The 12,505-nt window shown below is 71.6% G+C and carries 13 protein-coding genes; 3 read left to right on the top strand and 10 right to left on the bottom strand.

What is annotated here, in order from left to right:
* Positions 1 to 109 precede the first annotated feature (109 nt).
* The 3 genes from AB0K67_RS13285 to AB0K67_RS13275 all read right to left on the bottom strand — a co-directional run bounded on the left by AB0K67_RS13285 (position 110) and on the right by AB0K67_RS13275 (position 2,781).
* Entirely contained in the window at positions 110 to 304 is a 195-nt protein-coding gene (locus AB0K67_RS13285; protein ID WP_364058000.1) for a ferredoxin, read from the bottom strand.
* A gap of 28 nt (positions 305 to 332) precedes the next feature.
* Positions 333 to 1,544 carry a cytochrome P450 gene (locus AB0K67_RS13280; protein ID WP_364057997.1) on the bottom strand — a complete coding sequence of 404 codons (1,212 nt, stop codon included), beginning with the start codon at positions 1,542 to 1,544 and terminating at the stop codon, positions 333 to 335.
* 70 nt (positions 1,545 to 1,614) lie between these two features.
* Positions 1,615 to 2,781, bottom strand: coding sequence for an FAD-dependent oxidoreductase (locus tag AB0K67_RS13275; RefSeq protein WP_364057994.1), 1,167 nt, complete (start codon positions 2,779 to 2,781; stop codon positions 1,615 to 1,617).
* Between the two features lie 128 nt (positions 2,782 to 2,909).
* Between AB0K67_RS13275 and AB0K67_RS13270 the strand changes: the two genes are divergently transcribed.
* Positions 2,910 to 3,650 carry a TetR/AcrR family transcriptional regulator gene (locus AB0K67_RS13270; protein WP_364057991.1) on the top strand — a complete coding sequence of 247 codons (741 nt, stop codon included), beginning with the start codon at positions 2,910 to 2,912 and terminating at the stop codon, positions 3,648 to 3,650.
* A gap of 173 nt (positions 3,651 to 3,823) precedes the next feature.
* Positions 3,824 to 5,671: a DUF2264 domain-containing protein gene (locus tag AB0K67_RS13265; protein WP_364057988.1), complete on the top strand. Its 1,848-nt coding sequence runs from the start codon at positions 3,824 to 3,826 to the stop codon at positions 5,669 to 5,671.
* An 80-nt stretch (positions 5,672 to 5,751) separates the two neighbouring features.
* Here the strand turns inward: AB0K67_RS13265 and AB0K67_RS13260 are convergent, their stop codons facing one another.
* The 6 genes from AB0K67_RS13260 to AB0K67_RS13235 all read right to left on the bottom strand — a co-directional run bounded on the left by AB0K67_RS13260 (position 5,752) and on the right by AB0K67_RS13235 (position 10,852).
* On the bottom strand, positions 5,752 to 5,946 hold the full coding sequence (locus tag AB0K67_RS13260; protein WP_364057984.1) for a CsbD family protein: 195 nt from the start codon (positions 5,944 to 5,946) through the stop codon (positions 5,752 to 5,754).
* Between the two features lie 63 nt (positions 5,947 to 6,009).
* Complete coding sequence (locus AB0K67_RS13255) at positions 6,010 to 7,092, bottom strand: Gfo/Idh/MocA family oxidoreductase (protein ID WP_364057981.1); 1,083 nt, start codon at positions 7,090 to 7,092, stop codon at positions 6,010 to 6,012.
* Positions 7,089 to 7,874 carry a ThuA domain-containing protein gene (locus AB0K67_RS13250; protein WP_364057978.1) on the bottom strand — a complete coding sequence of 262 codons (786 nt, stop codon included), beginning with the start codon at positions 7,872 to 7,874 and terminating at the stop codon, positions 7,089 to 7,091. The genes AB0K67_RS13255 and AB0K67_RS13250 overlap by 4 nt, the downstream gene beginning before the upstream one ends.
* Before the next feature lie 20 nt (positions 7,875 to 7,894).
* Entirely contained in the window at positions 7,895 to 8,713 is an 819-nt protein-coding gene (locus tag AB0K67_RS13245) for a carbohydrate ABC transporter permease (protein ID WP_364057975.1), read from the bottom strand.
* Between the two features lie 10 nt (positions 8,714 to 8,723).
* A complete protein-coding gene (locus AB0K67_RS13240; protein ID WP_364057972.1) occupies positions 8,724 to 9,665 on the bottom strand; it encodes a sugar ABC transporter permease in 942 nt (313 codons plus the stop codon).
* A complete protein-coding gene (locus tag AB0K67_RS13235) occupies positions 9,662 to 10,852 on the bottom strand; it encodes an extracellular solute-binding protein (protein WP_364057969.1) in 1,191 nt (396 codons plus the stop codon). The genes AB0K67_RS13240 and AB0K67_RS13235 overlap by 4 nt, the downstream gene beginning before the upstream one ends.
* Positions 10,853 to 11,172: 320 nt before the next feature.
* Between AB0K67_RS13235 and AB0K67_RS13230 the strand changes: the two genes are divergently transcribed.
* Entirely contained in the window at positions 11,173 to 12,180 is a 1,008-nt protein-coding gene (locus AB0K67_RS13230) for a LacI family DNA-binding transcriptional regulator (RefSeq protein WP_364057966.1), read from the top strand.
* Here the strand turns inward: AB0K67_RS13230 and AB0K67_RS13225 are convergent.
* On the bottom strand, positions 12,125 to 12,379 hold the full coding sequence (locus tag AB0K67_RS13225) for a hypothetical protein (protein WP_364057963.1): 255 nt from the start codon (positions 12,377 to 12,379) through the stop codon (positions 12,125 to 12,127). The genes AB0K67_RS13230 and AB0K67_RS13225 overlap by 56 nt on opposite strands.
* Positions 12,380 to 12,505: the final 126 nt, after the last annotated feature.

The raw sequence follows: 12,505 nt of genomic DNA, 5'->3' as shown, positions 1-12,505 counted from the left end.
TGTTCCACCGGGCCGCGCGGAGGGAGGAGACCCGCGCCTCGCCCGGTGAGAGCCCGCCCGGCCGCCACGACCGCCGGACGGACCCGGTCTCATCACGCGAGCCCGATGGTCATTCCGCGAGCCCGATGGCGGCCCCCGGGCACACGGCGGCCGCCTCGCGCACCGCGGCGTGCTGGCCCGCGCCCGGCGTCTCGTCCAGCAGGATCACGATGCCGTCGTCCTCACGCTGGTCGAACACCTCCGGCGCGAGCAGCACGCACTGCCCCGCACCACAGCACTTGTCCTCGTCGATGATGACCTTCATCGGTGTCCGTCTCCTCTCGAACGGGGTGTCACCAGCGGACGGGCAGCGTACGCAGGCCGCCGACCGCCAGCCCCTCCACGCGCTCCAGCTCTTCCACGGGCACGGCCAGCTCCAGCGACGGGAGCCTGCGCAGCAGCACCTCCAGCACGACCTGCAGCTCGGTTCGCGCCAGCGCCTGGCCGAGACACGAGTGCGCGCCGGAGCCGAACGCGAGATGCGGGTTCGGGCTGCGGGTCATGTCCATCTCGGAGGCGTTGGCGAAGGCGCGCTCGTCGCGGTTGGCCGCCGCCATGCTGCAGATCACCGTGGTGCCCTTGGGCAGCACCTCACCGCCGACCTCCGCCTCGACCGGCAGGTAGCGGGGCAGGCCGACGCCGGCGTTCGCGTCCATGCGCAGCGACTCCTCGACCGTCGTACGGATCAGCGCGGGCTCGTCCAGCAGCCGCTCCCACCGGCTCCGGTCGGCGAGCAGCATCGCGACCATCTTGCCGATCATGTTGGCGGTGGTCTCGTGCCCGGCAACCAGCAGCCCCATGCCCGTCACCAGGATCTGCAGGTCCGACAGCCCGCCCTGCTCGGGACCGCCGGCCGCGAGCAGCTCGCTGAGCAGGTCCTCGCCCGGCTGCTCCCGCTTGGCCGCGACGTGGCCGGACATGTACTCGAAGAACTCCGCCTGGGCGGCGTCGATCTCCTCCTTGGAGTAGCGGGTGAGGTTGAGGAACGTGTCCGACCAGTACGAGAACCGGTCGCGGTCCTCGGCGGGCACCCCGAGCATGTCGCAGATCACGTACACCGGCAGCGGGAAGCCGAGCGACGCCTTGAGGTCGGCGGGCGCGCCGCGCTTGACCATGTCGTCGATGAGGTCGTCGGCGATCTGCGTCATCGACGGCCGCAGTGCCGCCATCCGCTTGGCCGTGAACCACCGGCCCACCAGCCGCCGCCAGTGCTGGTGGCCCTCGCCGCCGTCGGGGATGATCTGCGCGATGTCGCTGTTGAACACCCCGCCGCCGTCCGCCGACAGCCGCGCCGCGTCGGGGGCGGTGAGCCGGCGGGTGAAGCGCGGGTCGGCGAGCACCGCCTTGACGTCCTCGTACCTCGTGATGAGCCGCGCGCCGTCGCCGCTCGGCAGCTTCACGTGCGCCACCGGGCACTCCGCGCGCAGCCGCGCCCACTCCGCGGGCGGGTCGAGCGCCGCGTCGTTGGGGATCGGGTAGTTCAGGACCTGCTCGTTGGCACTCATGCGGCCTCTCCTCGTGTTCGGATGGTCCGCCGCCCGGCGCGGGCGGCTCGGTGATGCCGGTGACGCCGCCTCACGCGGGCGTGAGGTGCTGCTGGCGCAGCACGCGGGCCTGCTTGGCCATGTTCCAGCCGAGCACGCCGGTGATCCGGCCGTCCTCGCGGTAGACGGCGGCGAAGCGGCGCTGCTCGGGATCGCCCTCCGCGATGCTCGTCTCGGCCGCGGCCGACGGCAGGCCGTGCGCCTGGATCTTGACGTCGTACTGGTCGGTCCAGAAGTAGGGGATCGGCGTGTACGCCCGGTCCGCGCCCAGCAGGTTGGCCGCCACGACCTGGGCCTGCTCGGTGGCGTTGGTCCGGTTCTCCAGGCGCAGCCTGCGGCCCAGCCCTTCGTGATGCCAGGACGCCACGTCGCCCACCGCGTAGACGCCGTCGGCCGCCCGGCAGCGCGCGTCGCACTCCACCCCGTCGCCCAGCCGCAGCCCGCTGCCCTCCAGCCAGCCGGTGGCCGGGCGGGAGCCGATGGCCACCACCACGGCATCGGCGTCGAGCGTCTCGCCGGTGGCCAGGCGCACGCCCGTCACCCGCCCGGCCGTGCCGGTCAGCGCCTCGACGGCGACGCCGAGCCGCAGCCGCACCCCCTGCTCGGCGTGCGTACGGGTCAGGTGATCGGCGATGACGTCGCCGAGCTGGTCGGCGAGGATCGCCCTGCCCATGCCGACGAGCGTCACGTCGAGGCCCATGCCCCTGGCCGTCGCCGCGATCTCCGCGCCCAGCACGCCCTCGCCGACGACCACCAGCCGCCTGGCCGCGGTCAGCCCGAGGCGCAGCGCGAGCGAGTCGTCAAGGCTGCGCAGTACGTGCACGCCCGCGAGGTCGTCCTGGCCCGGCAACCGGCACGGGACCAGGCCCGTCGCGATGACGACGGCATCGGCGCGCACCACGCGGCCGGACGCCGTGGTGACCGCCCGCGCCTTCGCGTCCAGGGCCGTGGCCGGCTCGCCGCGTACGAAGCCGGCGCCCAGGGCGTCGAGCTGCTGCTGCGTGCGGAGCTGCGCGCGCTCCGGCTCCCACGCCCCGGCCAGCACCTGCTTGGACAGTGGCGGCCGGTCGTAGGGGAGGTGCGGCTCGGCGTCGAGCAGCGTCAGCCGCCCGGTGTAGCCGTTGCGCCGCAGTGCCTCGGCCGTGCCCAGACCCGCGGCCGAGGCGCCGACGATCAGGATGCTCTCTGGCGGTGTCACTCCGCCTTCCTCCCGTCCCCGGCTGCATTTATGCGCATATGTCCTGGTCCTTTCCGCCCTCTCGCCCCGAACATTACCCACACATGTAGGAAAACCTACACCTGTCGTCAGAAGGTAGGGTGAAGCGCGTGGCGACCTCGAGAGCAAGCAACACACCATCGGGTGATCGGCGCGTCCGCCGCACTCAGGCCGCCCTCGCCCGTGCCCTGCTCCGGCTCGTCGAGGAACGCGACCTGTCCCGCATCGCCGTCGCCGACGTCGCCGAGCTCGCCGGAGTCAGCCGCTCGACCTTCTACGACCACTACCGCGACGTGCACGAGCTGGCCGAGGCCGCCTGCACCGCGATGATCGACCGGCTCATCGAGTCGCTGCCCATGCCCGGCCTCGACGCCGACGACCCGCTCGCCGAGGCGGCCGCGTCGCTGGAGGCGTTCTTCGCCAGCCTCGCCGAGCACGCCGGGCTCTACCGCGCGCTGCTCGGCCCTCAGGGCAGCGCCCGCGTCGCCGACCACATCCGCCGCCGCACCGCCGCCGCCATCGAGGCCCGCCTGCACGAAGAGTCCACCCGCGCCGGCGCAGGACCAGCCGAGCCCGCCGCCCGCGCCGGCGTGCGTCCGTCCGAGCCTGCCGCCCGCCCCGGCACGCCCGGCGACCGTGGCGACTCGCAGGACACGCACGACGTGGTCGCCGCCTTCACGGCCGGAGCGCTCATCGGCGTCGCCGCTGACTGGCTCCAGCGCGGCTGCCCCCGCCCTCCGTCGGAGATGGCCGCCCTCACCTGGCCCCTGATCGCCGCTGTCCACCCCATCCCCGTCCGCCAGACCCCCTCACGCACCCCTGCGACGGACGACACCCACCCGCGCACGTGACTCGGCCCGCCCACTGACCGTCGGGGCGCGTGCTCAGCCGGTGTGGTGCGGTCAGGTCGGCCGGAAGCGGGAGCGGGCGGGCGCCGGCACCCTGCTCGACCACCCGCTCCGGTTCCGCGCAGCGCCCGGCCCGGTCTCGAATGCGGGCGGTTGATCCACCTAGGATGCGGTTCATGCCGCTTCACCTCCCCCCGCCCGACGACCGGCTGTCCGGACACACCGGCTGGACCAGGGCCCACTGGGAGGCGATGGCCGACCATCTGCTGGCCTCGGTGGTGCCGTACGCCACCGAGGGCTTCGCCCAATACCGGCTGCCCGGCAAGCCCAGCATCTCCGGTACGGTCAGCGACGGGCTCGAAGGCTACGCGCGCACGTTCCTGCTGGCCGCGTTCAGGATCGCGGGGGCGCGCGGCGAGGTGCCGCCCGAGCTGATCGAGCGGTACGCGACCGGCCTGATCTCCGGCACCGACCGCGGCCACCCCTACGCCTGGCCGGAGCTGACCGACATGGCGCAGCCGCTGGTCGAGGCCGCTTCCATCGCGATCGCCCTGCACGAGACCCGGCCCTGGCTGTACGACGGGCTCACGCCGGAGCAGCAGGAGCGGGTGGTGAGCTGGCTGGCCGGGTTCATCGGCAAGCGCACCCCGGACAACAACTGGGTGCTGTTCCGGGTGATCGTCGAGCAGTTCCTGGCCGAGGTGGGCGGCCCGTACGAGCCCGGCGAGATCACCGGCGGCCTTGAGCGCATCGAGGAGTGGTACACCGGCGACGGCTGGTACACCGACGGCACGGGCAAGAACTACGACTACTACTGCGGCTGGGCCCTGCACCTCTATCCGTCGCTGTGGGCCAGGATGGCGGGCGACACCGCCCGCGCCGAGCGGTACGCCGAGCGCCTGCGCCTCTTCCTCGAGCAGTACCAGCACTTCTTCGCCGCCGACGGCGGGCCCGTGCACCAGGGGCGGTCGCTGACGTACCGGTTCGCGACCGTCGCACCGCTGTGGCTGGGCGCGCTGACCGGCGCCACGCCGCTGCCGCCCGGCCGGACCCGCCGCCTGGCCAGCGGCGTGCTGCGGCACTTCGCCGAACGCGGCGCGCCCGACGAACGCGGCCTGCTCACCCTCGGCTGGTACGACCCCTTCCCGCCGGTCGTCCAGCCCTACTCCGGTCCGGCGTCGCCGTACTGGGCCAGCAAGGCGTTCCTCGGCCTGCTGCTGCCGCCCGACCACCCGGTCTGGACCGAGCCCGAGGAGCCGGCCCCGATCGACCTGGCCGACCAGAGCGTGGCCATGCCGGCGCCCGGCTGGCTGATCGAGGCCACCCGTGGCGACGGCGTCGTACGCCTGCTCAACCACGGCAGCGACCGCGATCGCGTCAGGAACCCCGACGGCCCGCCCGACCCCCACTACCTGAGGCTCGCCTACACCAGCCACACCGGGCCCGAGGCGAGCGGCGTGGACAACAACCTGGCCGTCATCGCGCCGGGCGGCGCCACGTACCTGCGGCGGGTCATCGAGCCCCTCGCCGTCTCCGACGGGTTCGCCGCGTCGGCGTGGCAGGACGGGGAGGTACGCGTGGTGACGGCGGTCGTCGCGGCGGGCGCGTCAGAGATCAGGATCCACCAGGTCACCGCACCGGCCGGGCACCACGTACGCGACGGCGGCCACGCGCTCGCCGATGCCGCGCCGCCCGAGCTGCGGCAGGGCGACGGCGTGGCCTCGGCCCGGCGCGCCGACGGCCTGACCAGCGCCGTACGCGCCCTGCACGGCTTCACCGGCACCGGCCTGGCCACGGCGGAGCACGCCAACGCCTTCGGCCCCTGCTCCGCCACCCCGTACGCCGTCGCGATCGGACACCCGGGCGGCACCGCCGTCTACGTCAGCCTCGTCCACCTGTCGGGAACGCAAGCCGAGCCGCCCGCACCGTCGGTGACGGTGACGGACGACGCGGTTCTCCTGGGCCTGCCGGACGGCCAGACGGTCACCGTCCGGCTCGGCCCCGTCCCCGCCTGCACCCGCTGACCCGCCGTCACCGTGTCCTCGACGGCGCCGCCACGGCGGGCGCCCGCACCCCCGGAAGGCGCCCGGGCGGCGGCGCGGGGTCACTTCTTGAAGGCGTCCTTGACCTTCTTGCCCGCGTCCTTCACCTTCTCGCCGGCCTGCTTCAGGCCGCCCTCGGTCTGGTCGGCGCGCCCCTCGGCCTGCAGCCGCTCGTCGTCGGTGGCGTCGCCGATGTTCTCCTTCGCCCGCCCCTTCAGCTCCTGAGCCTTGTTGCGGATCTTGTCGTCGGTGCTCATGCCCGTTCCCTCCCGCTCGTCGGATGCGATCCCTCACCTAACCGAGCGGGAGGGCGGGAAACATCAGGCGTTCCTGAGGTGCTCGGCGGGCGACGGCCAGGACGCGAGCCGGGCGTGGATCTCCTCGCGCGCCGGGAGCGTGAGCGCCTCGGCGTACGCGCTGGACAGCAGCTCCTCGATCGAGACCCGCTCACCGGTCTCGGCCGCGTGGACCGCCGCCTCCACCATGGCCAGGCTGCCGATGTTACGGGCGATCGCCCCCGAGGGCGTCGGGCCGCCGCGCACCGCCGCGACGAACTCCACCAGCGCCCCGGCGATCTGCTCGTGCTCGCCGGGCGGCACGTCGGCGGCCCCGTCGAGGCTGGAGGTGATCCGGTGCTCGCCGTCCCAGGTGGCGCTGCCACCGGGGCCGACGGCCCGCCACTCGCCGTTCCACGAGGTCTCCAGCCCGTCGGCGCACCAGCTTCCGTTGTAGACGTAGCGGGTGCCGCCTTCGAAGCGGAAGGTCGCGGTGGCGGAGGCGTCGCCGCGGTACCAGCTCCACGGCGGGTTCCAGCTCTCGCACGTCACCGACACCGGCTCGGCGCCGAGCAGGTAGCGGGCCGCGTCGAAGGCGTGGATGGCCATGTCGACGAGCAGCGGCTGGGGCATCTCCTCGCGGAACCCGCCGAATCGCGGCCCGCGGAAGAACGACGTGGCGAGCAGGCCGGGCGGGCCCAGCCTGGCGATCAGCCGCCGGTACTCGGCCAGCGCGGCGTAGTAGCGGCGCGACTGACTGATCATCAGCAGCCGCCCCGACGCCTCGGATGCGGCGGCCTGCAGCATGGCCTCGGCCAGGGTCGGCGCTGCCGGTTTCTCGCACAGCACGGGCACGCCGGCGAACAGCGCCTCGACGCTGACGGAGGTGTGCGCGGCGGGGACGGTGACGTTGACGACCGCGTCCGGCTCGACCCGCGCGAGCAGCTCGCCGAGCGAGCCCGCGACCGGCGCCGCACAGCCCACCTCGCGTACGGCGGCCCGCGCCCGTTCGACATCGAGGTCGGCCACCCCGGCCACCTCGACGTCGGCCGACGCCGTCAGCGTGCGCAGCCAGGCCATGCCCATCGCGCCCGCGCCCACCTGGACGACGCGCAGCCTCCCGCTCACTCGGCGTCCTTGTTGTGCATCGCGCCCCGGTAGCCGTGCCCGTTGAAGAAGTCGCCCATCTCGTAGCGCAGCAGGGTCGGCAGCGCCCGCCGGTCGGGGTCTCCTGCGGCCCACTCGACCCCGTTGGCGATCACCTGCAGCACGTCGGGGTGGTGGTAGACGGGATAGTCCTGGTCACCCGGGCTGAAGTAGAAGATCTTGCCGTTGCCGCGCCGGAACGTACAGCCGCTGCGGAACACCTCGCCGCCGGTGAACGAGCTGATGAAGATCAGCTCGTCGGGGGTGGGGATGTCGAAGAATTCGCCGTACATCTCCTGGGCGGGGATCTCGATGGGGTGCGGCACGCCGCGTGCGATGGGGTGCGTCGGGTTGACCGTCCAGATCAGCTCGCGGTCGTTCTCGCTGCGCCAGCGCAAGGTGCAGGTCGTGCCCATCAACTTGGTGAAGATCTTCGACCAGTGGCCGGAGTGCAGCACCACCAGGCCCATGCCGGACAGCACGTGCCGGTGCACGCGTTCGACCACCTCGTCCGCCACCTCGGCATGCGCCGCATGGCCCCACCAGGTCAGCACGTCGGTGCCGGCCAGCACCTCCTCGGTCAAACCGTGCTCGGGGTCGTCGAGGGTCGCGGTGGAGACCTTCGCCCGCTCGCCCAGCCGGGCCTCGATGCCGCGCCTGATGGCGTTGTGCATGCCGTCGGGGTAGATCTCCCTCACGTGGGGTTCGACCTGCTCGTGCCGGTTCTCGCCCCACACCAGGACGTTGAGGGTTCGAGCGTTCATGCGGACGTCCTTTCCCGTCGTCATTTGACCGCGCCGCTGACGGCGCCGGCCGCTATGTAGCGCTGTGCGAAGATCAGCAACAGCCCCGCGGGGATGGACGCGAGCACGGCCGTGGCCATGACCGCGGCCCAGTCCTGCGAGTTGGCGCTGATGTAGTCGTAGATGCCGAGCGTGATCGGCCTGACCTCGGGCGTGCTGGTCAGGGTGAGGGCGAAGAGGAAGTCGCTCCACGCCGACAGGAAGGTGAACAGGGCGGCCGTGACGATCGCGTTCTTGCTGATCGGTACGACGATCGCGAGGAACGCCCGCAGGTTGCCCGCGCCGTCCACCATCGCCGCCTCCACCAGCGCCGGCGGGATGGAGCCCATGAACGCCCTGATGAGCAGCACCGCGAAGGGGATGCCCGCGGCGGAGTTGGCCAGGATCAGCCCGAAGACGTTGTTGATCAGAAAGAGCGCGTTGAACAGCGGGTAGAGGGCGTTGGCGATGACCATCGCCGGGATCATCTGCGTGATCAGCAGCACGAGCAGGAACACGTTCCCGGTCTTGGTACGGAAGCGGGCCAGCCCGTACGCGGCGGGCGTCGCGACGGCGAGGGTGAGCACCACGGTGCCGAGCGCGATGACCAGGCTGGTGACGAAGTTGCGGCCCTGCTCGGTGACGGCGGTGACGTAACCGCTGAGATCTGGACGTACGGGGAAGAAGTCGGCGGCGGCGGCCCCGGAGGCGGCCTGGAGGCTGGTGTTGACCATCCAGTAGACCGGGAAGATCATCACGGCCAGGAAGAGCACGCCGAGCATCGTCATGGGCAGCGTGCGTGCGGTGGAGGTGGGGTTCACGTGCGTCACCTCACTCGTGCGGCTCGCGGCGCGAGATGAACAGGTAGATGAGGGCGAAGACGAGCGAGACCACGACGAGGACGTTGCTGATGGCCGCGCCCTGGCCGAAGTCGAACTCGACGAACGACTTGTTGTAGGCGTTCGTGGCCAGCGTCTGCGTGGAGTTGGCGGGGCCGCCGCCGGTCAGGCCGAGGATGATGTCGACGACCTTGAGCGTGTAGACCACGCCGAGCACGATGACGATGCTCACCACCGACCGGATGTTGGGCCAGGTGATGTGCCGGAACGCGGTCCAGCCGGTGGCGCCGTCGAGCGCGCCCGCCTCGTACAGCTCCTTCGGCACGGCCTGCAGGCCGCTGTAGAGGATGGCGACGTTGAACGGGATGCCCAGCCAGATGTTCACGCCGATCACCCCGGCGAGTGCGAGCGTCGGATCGACCAGCCACGGCACGGCCGGGATGCCGAACAGGCCGAGGAACTGGTTGAGCGCGCCGCTCTCCTGGTCCAGCAGCCACTTCCAGACCGCGCTGGATGCGATCAGCGGCAGCAGCCAGGGCAGCAGCAGCAACGAGCGCAGGAAGCCGCTGAGCGGGAAGTTCCGCTTGAAGAACAGCGCGAGCGCGAGCCCGATCGCGAACTGGAAGGTGATCGAGCCGACCGTGAACAGCGCGGTGTTCACCAGCGTGGTCGTGAACAGGTAGCTCGACAGGATCGTCACGTAGTTGCCGAGCCCGACCCAGGGCGCGTGACCGCTGTAGAAGGTCGAGGTCGTGTACTCCTGGAAGCTCATGACGACGTTCTGGACGATCGGATAGCCGAAGAACATCGCCACGAACGCCATCGCGGGCAGCGTGAACAGCCACGGCGTGGCCCGCCTGAGCAGGCGCGCCCACAGCAGGTTGCGGCGGCCGCGCGCGGCGGCGGGGGAGAGGCTGAGCGGTGCCGAGGTCATCGCGCCGCTCCTTCGCCCTGTGCCAGGCGCAGGGCCTGCGCGGGCGGGGCCTTGCCGGTCAGCGCGAGCTGGACGCCGTTATAGATCTTGGTGGCCGCCTTCGGCCAGTCGGGCCCGAGCATCGCGGTACGCGAGCGCGCGGTCCGCACGGTGGTGACGAACGTCGCGATCGCCGGGTCCTCGGCCGCGGCGCGCTCGGCCACCTCAGGGTTCGTCGGTACGGTCTGCGTGACCTTGGCCGTTTCGAGCTGCTGCTCCGGTGAGACCAGGCACTTCACGAACCGTCCCGCGTCGGCCATCCTGGCCCGGTCGCCGGTGCGCGGCACCGTGAACAGCTCGCCGCCGAGCGGGGCGACCGTGGTCTGCGAGGCCAGCCGGGTCGGGATGGTGAACGTGCCCCAGTCGACGTCCCGCTGTTTTCTGAGCGCCGGGATCTGCCAGGGCCCGTTGACCACCATCGCGGCCTTGCCGGCGATGAACTGGTCGATGACGTCGTCCTGGCTCCAGATGATCGAGCTCTTCGACATCGAGCCGTCGTTTCGCAGATCGACCAGGAATTGCAGGGCCTGCACGGTCTCGGGGGTGGTGATGTCCTCCTCGGTGCCGCCGTTGCCCCACATGAACGGCAGGAACTGCCAGGAGCCCTCGTAGGTGTTGATGTTGCTCATCGCGAAGCCGTACCGGCCGGGCGCGGTGAGCCTTTTCGCGGTGGCGCGCAGCTCGTCCCAGGTTCTGGGGACTTTCGTGATGCCGGCCGCCTTGAACAGCGCTTTGTTGTAGAAGATGCTGAGCGTGTTCACCGAGGGGGCGAGGCCGTAGAGTTCTCCGGCGTACGTGCCCGCCTTCACCACGCCCGGCGTCATTCCCTCGCCGTGCATGCCGTAGTCGGAGAGCGGTGACAGCGCGCCTGACTCGGCGATCTGCTGGACGTCGGGGTTGTCGAGCATGAGCACGTCGGGCAGCGTGCGCGACGAGCTCTGCTGCAGCACCTTGGGGATCAGGCCGGGGCCGGCGATGTGATTGACCTGGATGTCGAGACCGGTCCTGCGCGCGCACGCCTGGTAGAGCGGGTCGCGCAGCTCGTCGTAGTAGTCCTGGATGACGAGCGGGCCGGTGTTGCGTACGCCGGCGGCCGCCCCGCCGCACGCCGACAGGGTGAGGGGAACGAGGACCGCCGCGACAGCCACTGTGGGCGCCTTCCCGTGACGCTTTCGTGCTGTCTCCATGTGAGCCACTCCTTGGGGGTCGCCACGGAGTCGATCAGGGGTCGAACAAAGTCGGAAATGGATCGGTGACAAGGAGAAAAGGGCTGCGGGAAGTGATCCGGCCGCTCGGGGCGGGGCCGGACGCTGCTTGATGTAAAGCGCTTAACCGCGCTGGCTTGACCGCTATGTTGCGCCTATCTCACCGTGATGTCAATAACAAGTTAAGCGCTTTACGAAACTCCGGCGGGCGATATAGTCACAGGTGCTTCGCGCGGCCCTGACGAGTCGGGAGGCGGCATCACATGGTCACGATGCGCGACGTCGCCGAGCGGGCGAACGTCTCGATCGCCACGGTCTCGTTCGTCATCAACGGCACCAAGCGGGTCGCGCCCGAGACTCGCGCCCGCATCGAGGCGGCCATCCAGGAGCTCAACTACCGGCGCAACGTCGTCGCCCGCGCCCTGGCCAGCTCGCGCACCCGCATACTCGCGCTGGCGCACCCCGATCTCGAGCCCAAGCCCAACGCCACGGTGATCCAGTTCGTCATGGGTGCGGCCCACGGCGCTCGCGAGCGCGGCTACGACCTGGTGCTGTGGCCGGTGAACGACGACGAGCAGATGTCGCACCTGCTGGCCGGCGGGCTGGTCGACGGCGTGCTGCTGATGGAGGTGCAGATCCGCGACGCGCGGGTGGAGCGGCTGCTCGCCGCACAGGTGCCGTTCGCGCTGATCGGCCGCACCGAGGACGACGACCTGCCGTACGTCGACATCGACTTCGCCACCACCATCCACCAGGCCGTCGAGCACCTGCGCGGTCACGGCCACGAGCGCGTCGCGCTGGTCACCCAGCAGACCGGCGCGGCCGGCGAGCCGGGCCGCATCAAGCGGGTGGAGTCGGCCTACCGCGACGCGATCGCGCCGCTCGGCCACCCGCCCGCGGTGATCGCCGTGGAGAGCACCAGCGCGGGCGGCCGGGACGCCGCCCGCCGCCTGCACGACGACTTCCCCGAGGTCACGGCCGCCGTCCTGGTCAACGAGGGCGCCGCGGCCGGGCTGGTGAAGGGCACGCGGGCGCTCGGCAGGCACGTGCCCGGCGACCTGTCGATCATCTCGGCGGCGACCACGCGCGAGCTGGGCGAGATGATCGAGCCCTCGCTCACCGTCATGGCCGCGCCCGCGGCCGAGCTGGGCCGGATGGCCGCCGACGCGCTCATCGACCGGCTCGAAGGAGCCGGAGAGGCGCCGCCCAGCGTGCTCATTCCGTGTGCGCTGGTGCCCGGCGAGTCGGTGGGGCCGCCACCGGCCCGCTGACGTCGAGCCCCGCGTCGGGGCCGACCAGCCTGGCCAGCGCCTCCTGCGCGGTCGCCCGTACGGCGGCGGGATCGTCGAGGTCGAAGCCGACGACGAGCCCGTCGCGCAGCACGAGCAGCAGGTCGGCCGTCCGCTCCGGGTCGAGCTGCCCGACCACATCGGCCCCGAGGAGGGCCGCGCGCTCGACGAAGCCATCCACCAGGTGTGCCCGTACTCCAACGCCACGCGGGGCAACATGCCGGTCGAGCTGGTCATCGAGTAGGCCGCCGCTCCTTAAAAGTCTTTGTCAGGGAATCTCCCGAAGATGGCGGCCAACGTCATCGCT

The organism is Nonomuraea sp. NPDC052634, assembly GCF_040678535.1.
GTDB classification, from domain to species: domain Bacteria; phylum Actinomycetota; class Actinomycetes; order Streptosporangiales; family Streptosporangiaceae; genus Nonomuraea; species Nonomuraea fastidiosa.
Note: the sequence above shows the minus strand (reverse complement) of the source record. Positions and strands in the feature narration are given on the sequence as shown.

Bases quoted from the DNA above. Each gene is read 5' to 3' on its own strand.
- AB0K67_RS13285 (WP_364058000.1), bottom strand. From the start codon at position 304: ATGAAGGTCATCATCGACGAGGACAAGTGCTGTGGTGCGGGGCAGTGC.
- AB0K67_RS13280 (WP_364057997.1), bottom strand. From the start codon at position 1,544: ATGAGTGCCAACGAGCAGGTCCTGAACTACCCGATCCCCAACGACGCG.
- AB0K67_RS13265 (WP_364057988.1), top strand. From the start codon at position 3,824: ATGCCGCTTCACCTCCCCCCGCCCGACGACCGGCTGTCCGGACACACC.
- AB0K67_RS13260 (WP_364057984.1), bottom strand. From the start codon at position 5,946: ATGAGCACCGACGACAAGATCCGCAACAAGGCTCAGGAGCTGAAGGGG.
- AB0K67_RS13250 (WP_364057978.1), bottom strand. From the start codon at position 7,874: ATGAACGCTCGAACCCTCAACGTCCTGGTGTGGGGCGAGAACCGGCAC.
- AB0K67_RS13240 (WP_364057972.1), bottom strand. From the start codon at position 9,665: ATGACCTCGGCACCGCTCAGCCTCTCCCCCGCCGCCGCGCGCGGCCGC.
- AB0K67_RS13230 (WP_364057966.1), top strand. From the start codon at position 11,173: ATGGTCACGATGCGCGACGTCGCCGAGCGGGCGAACGTCTCGATCGCC.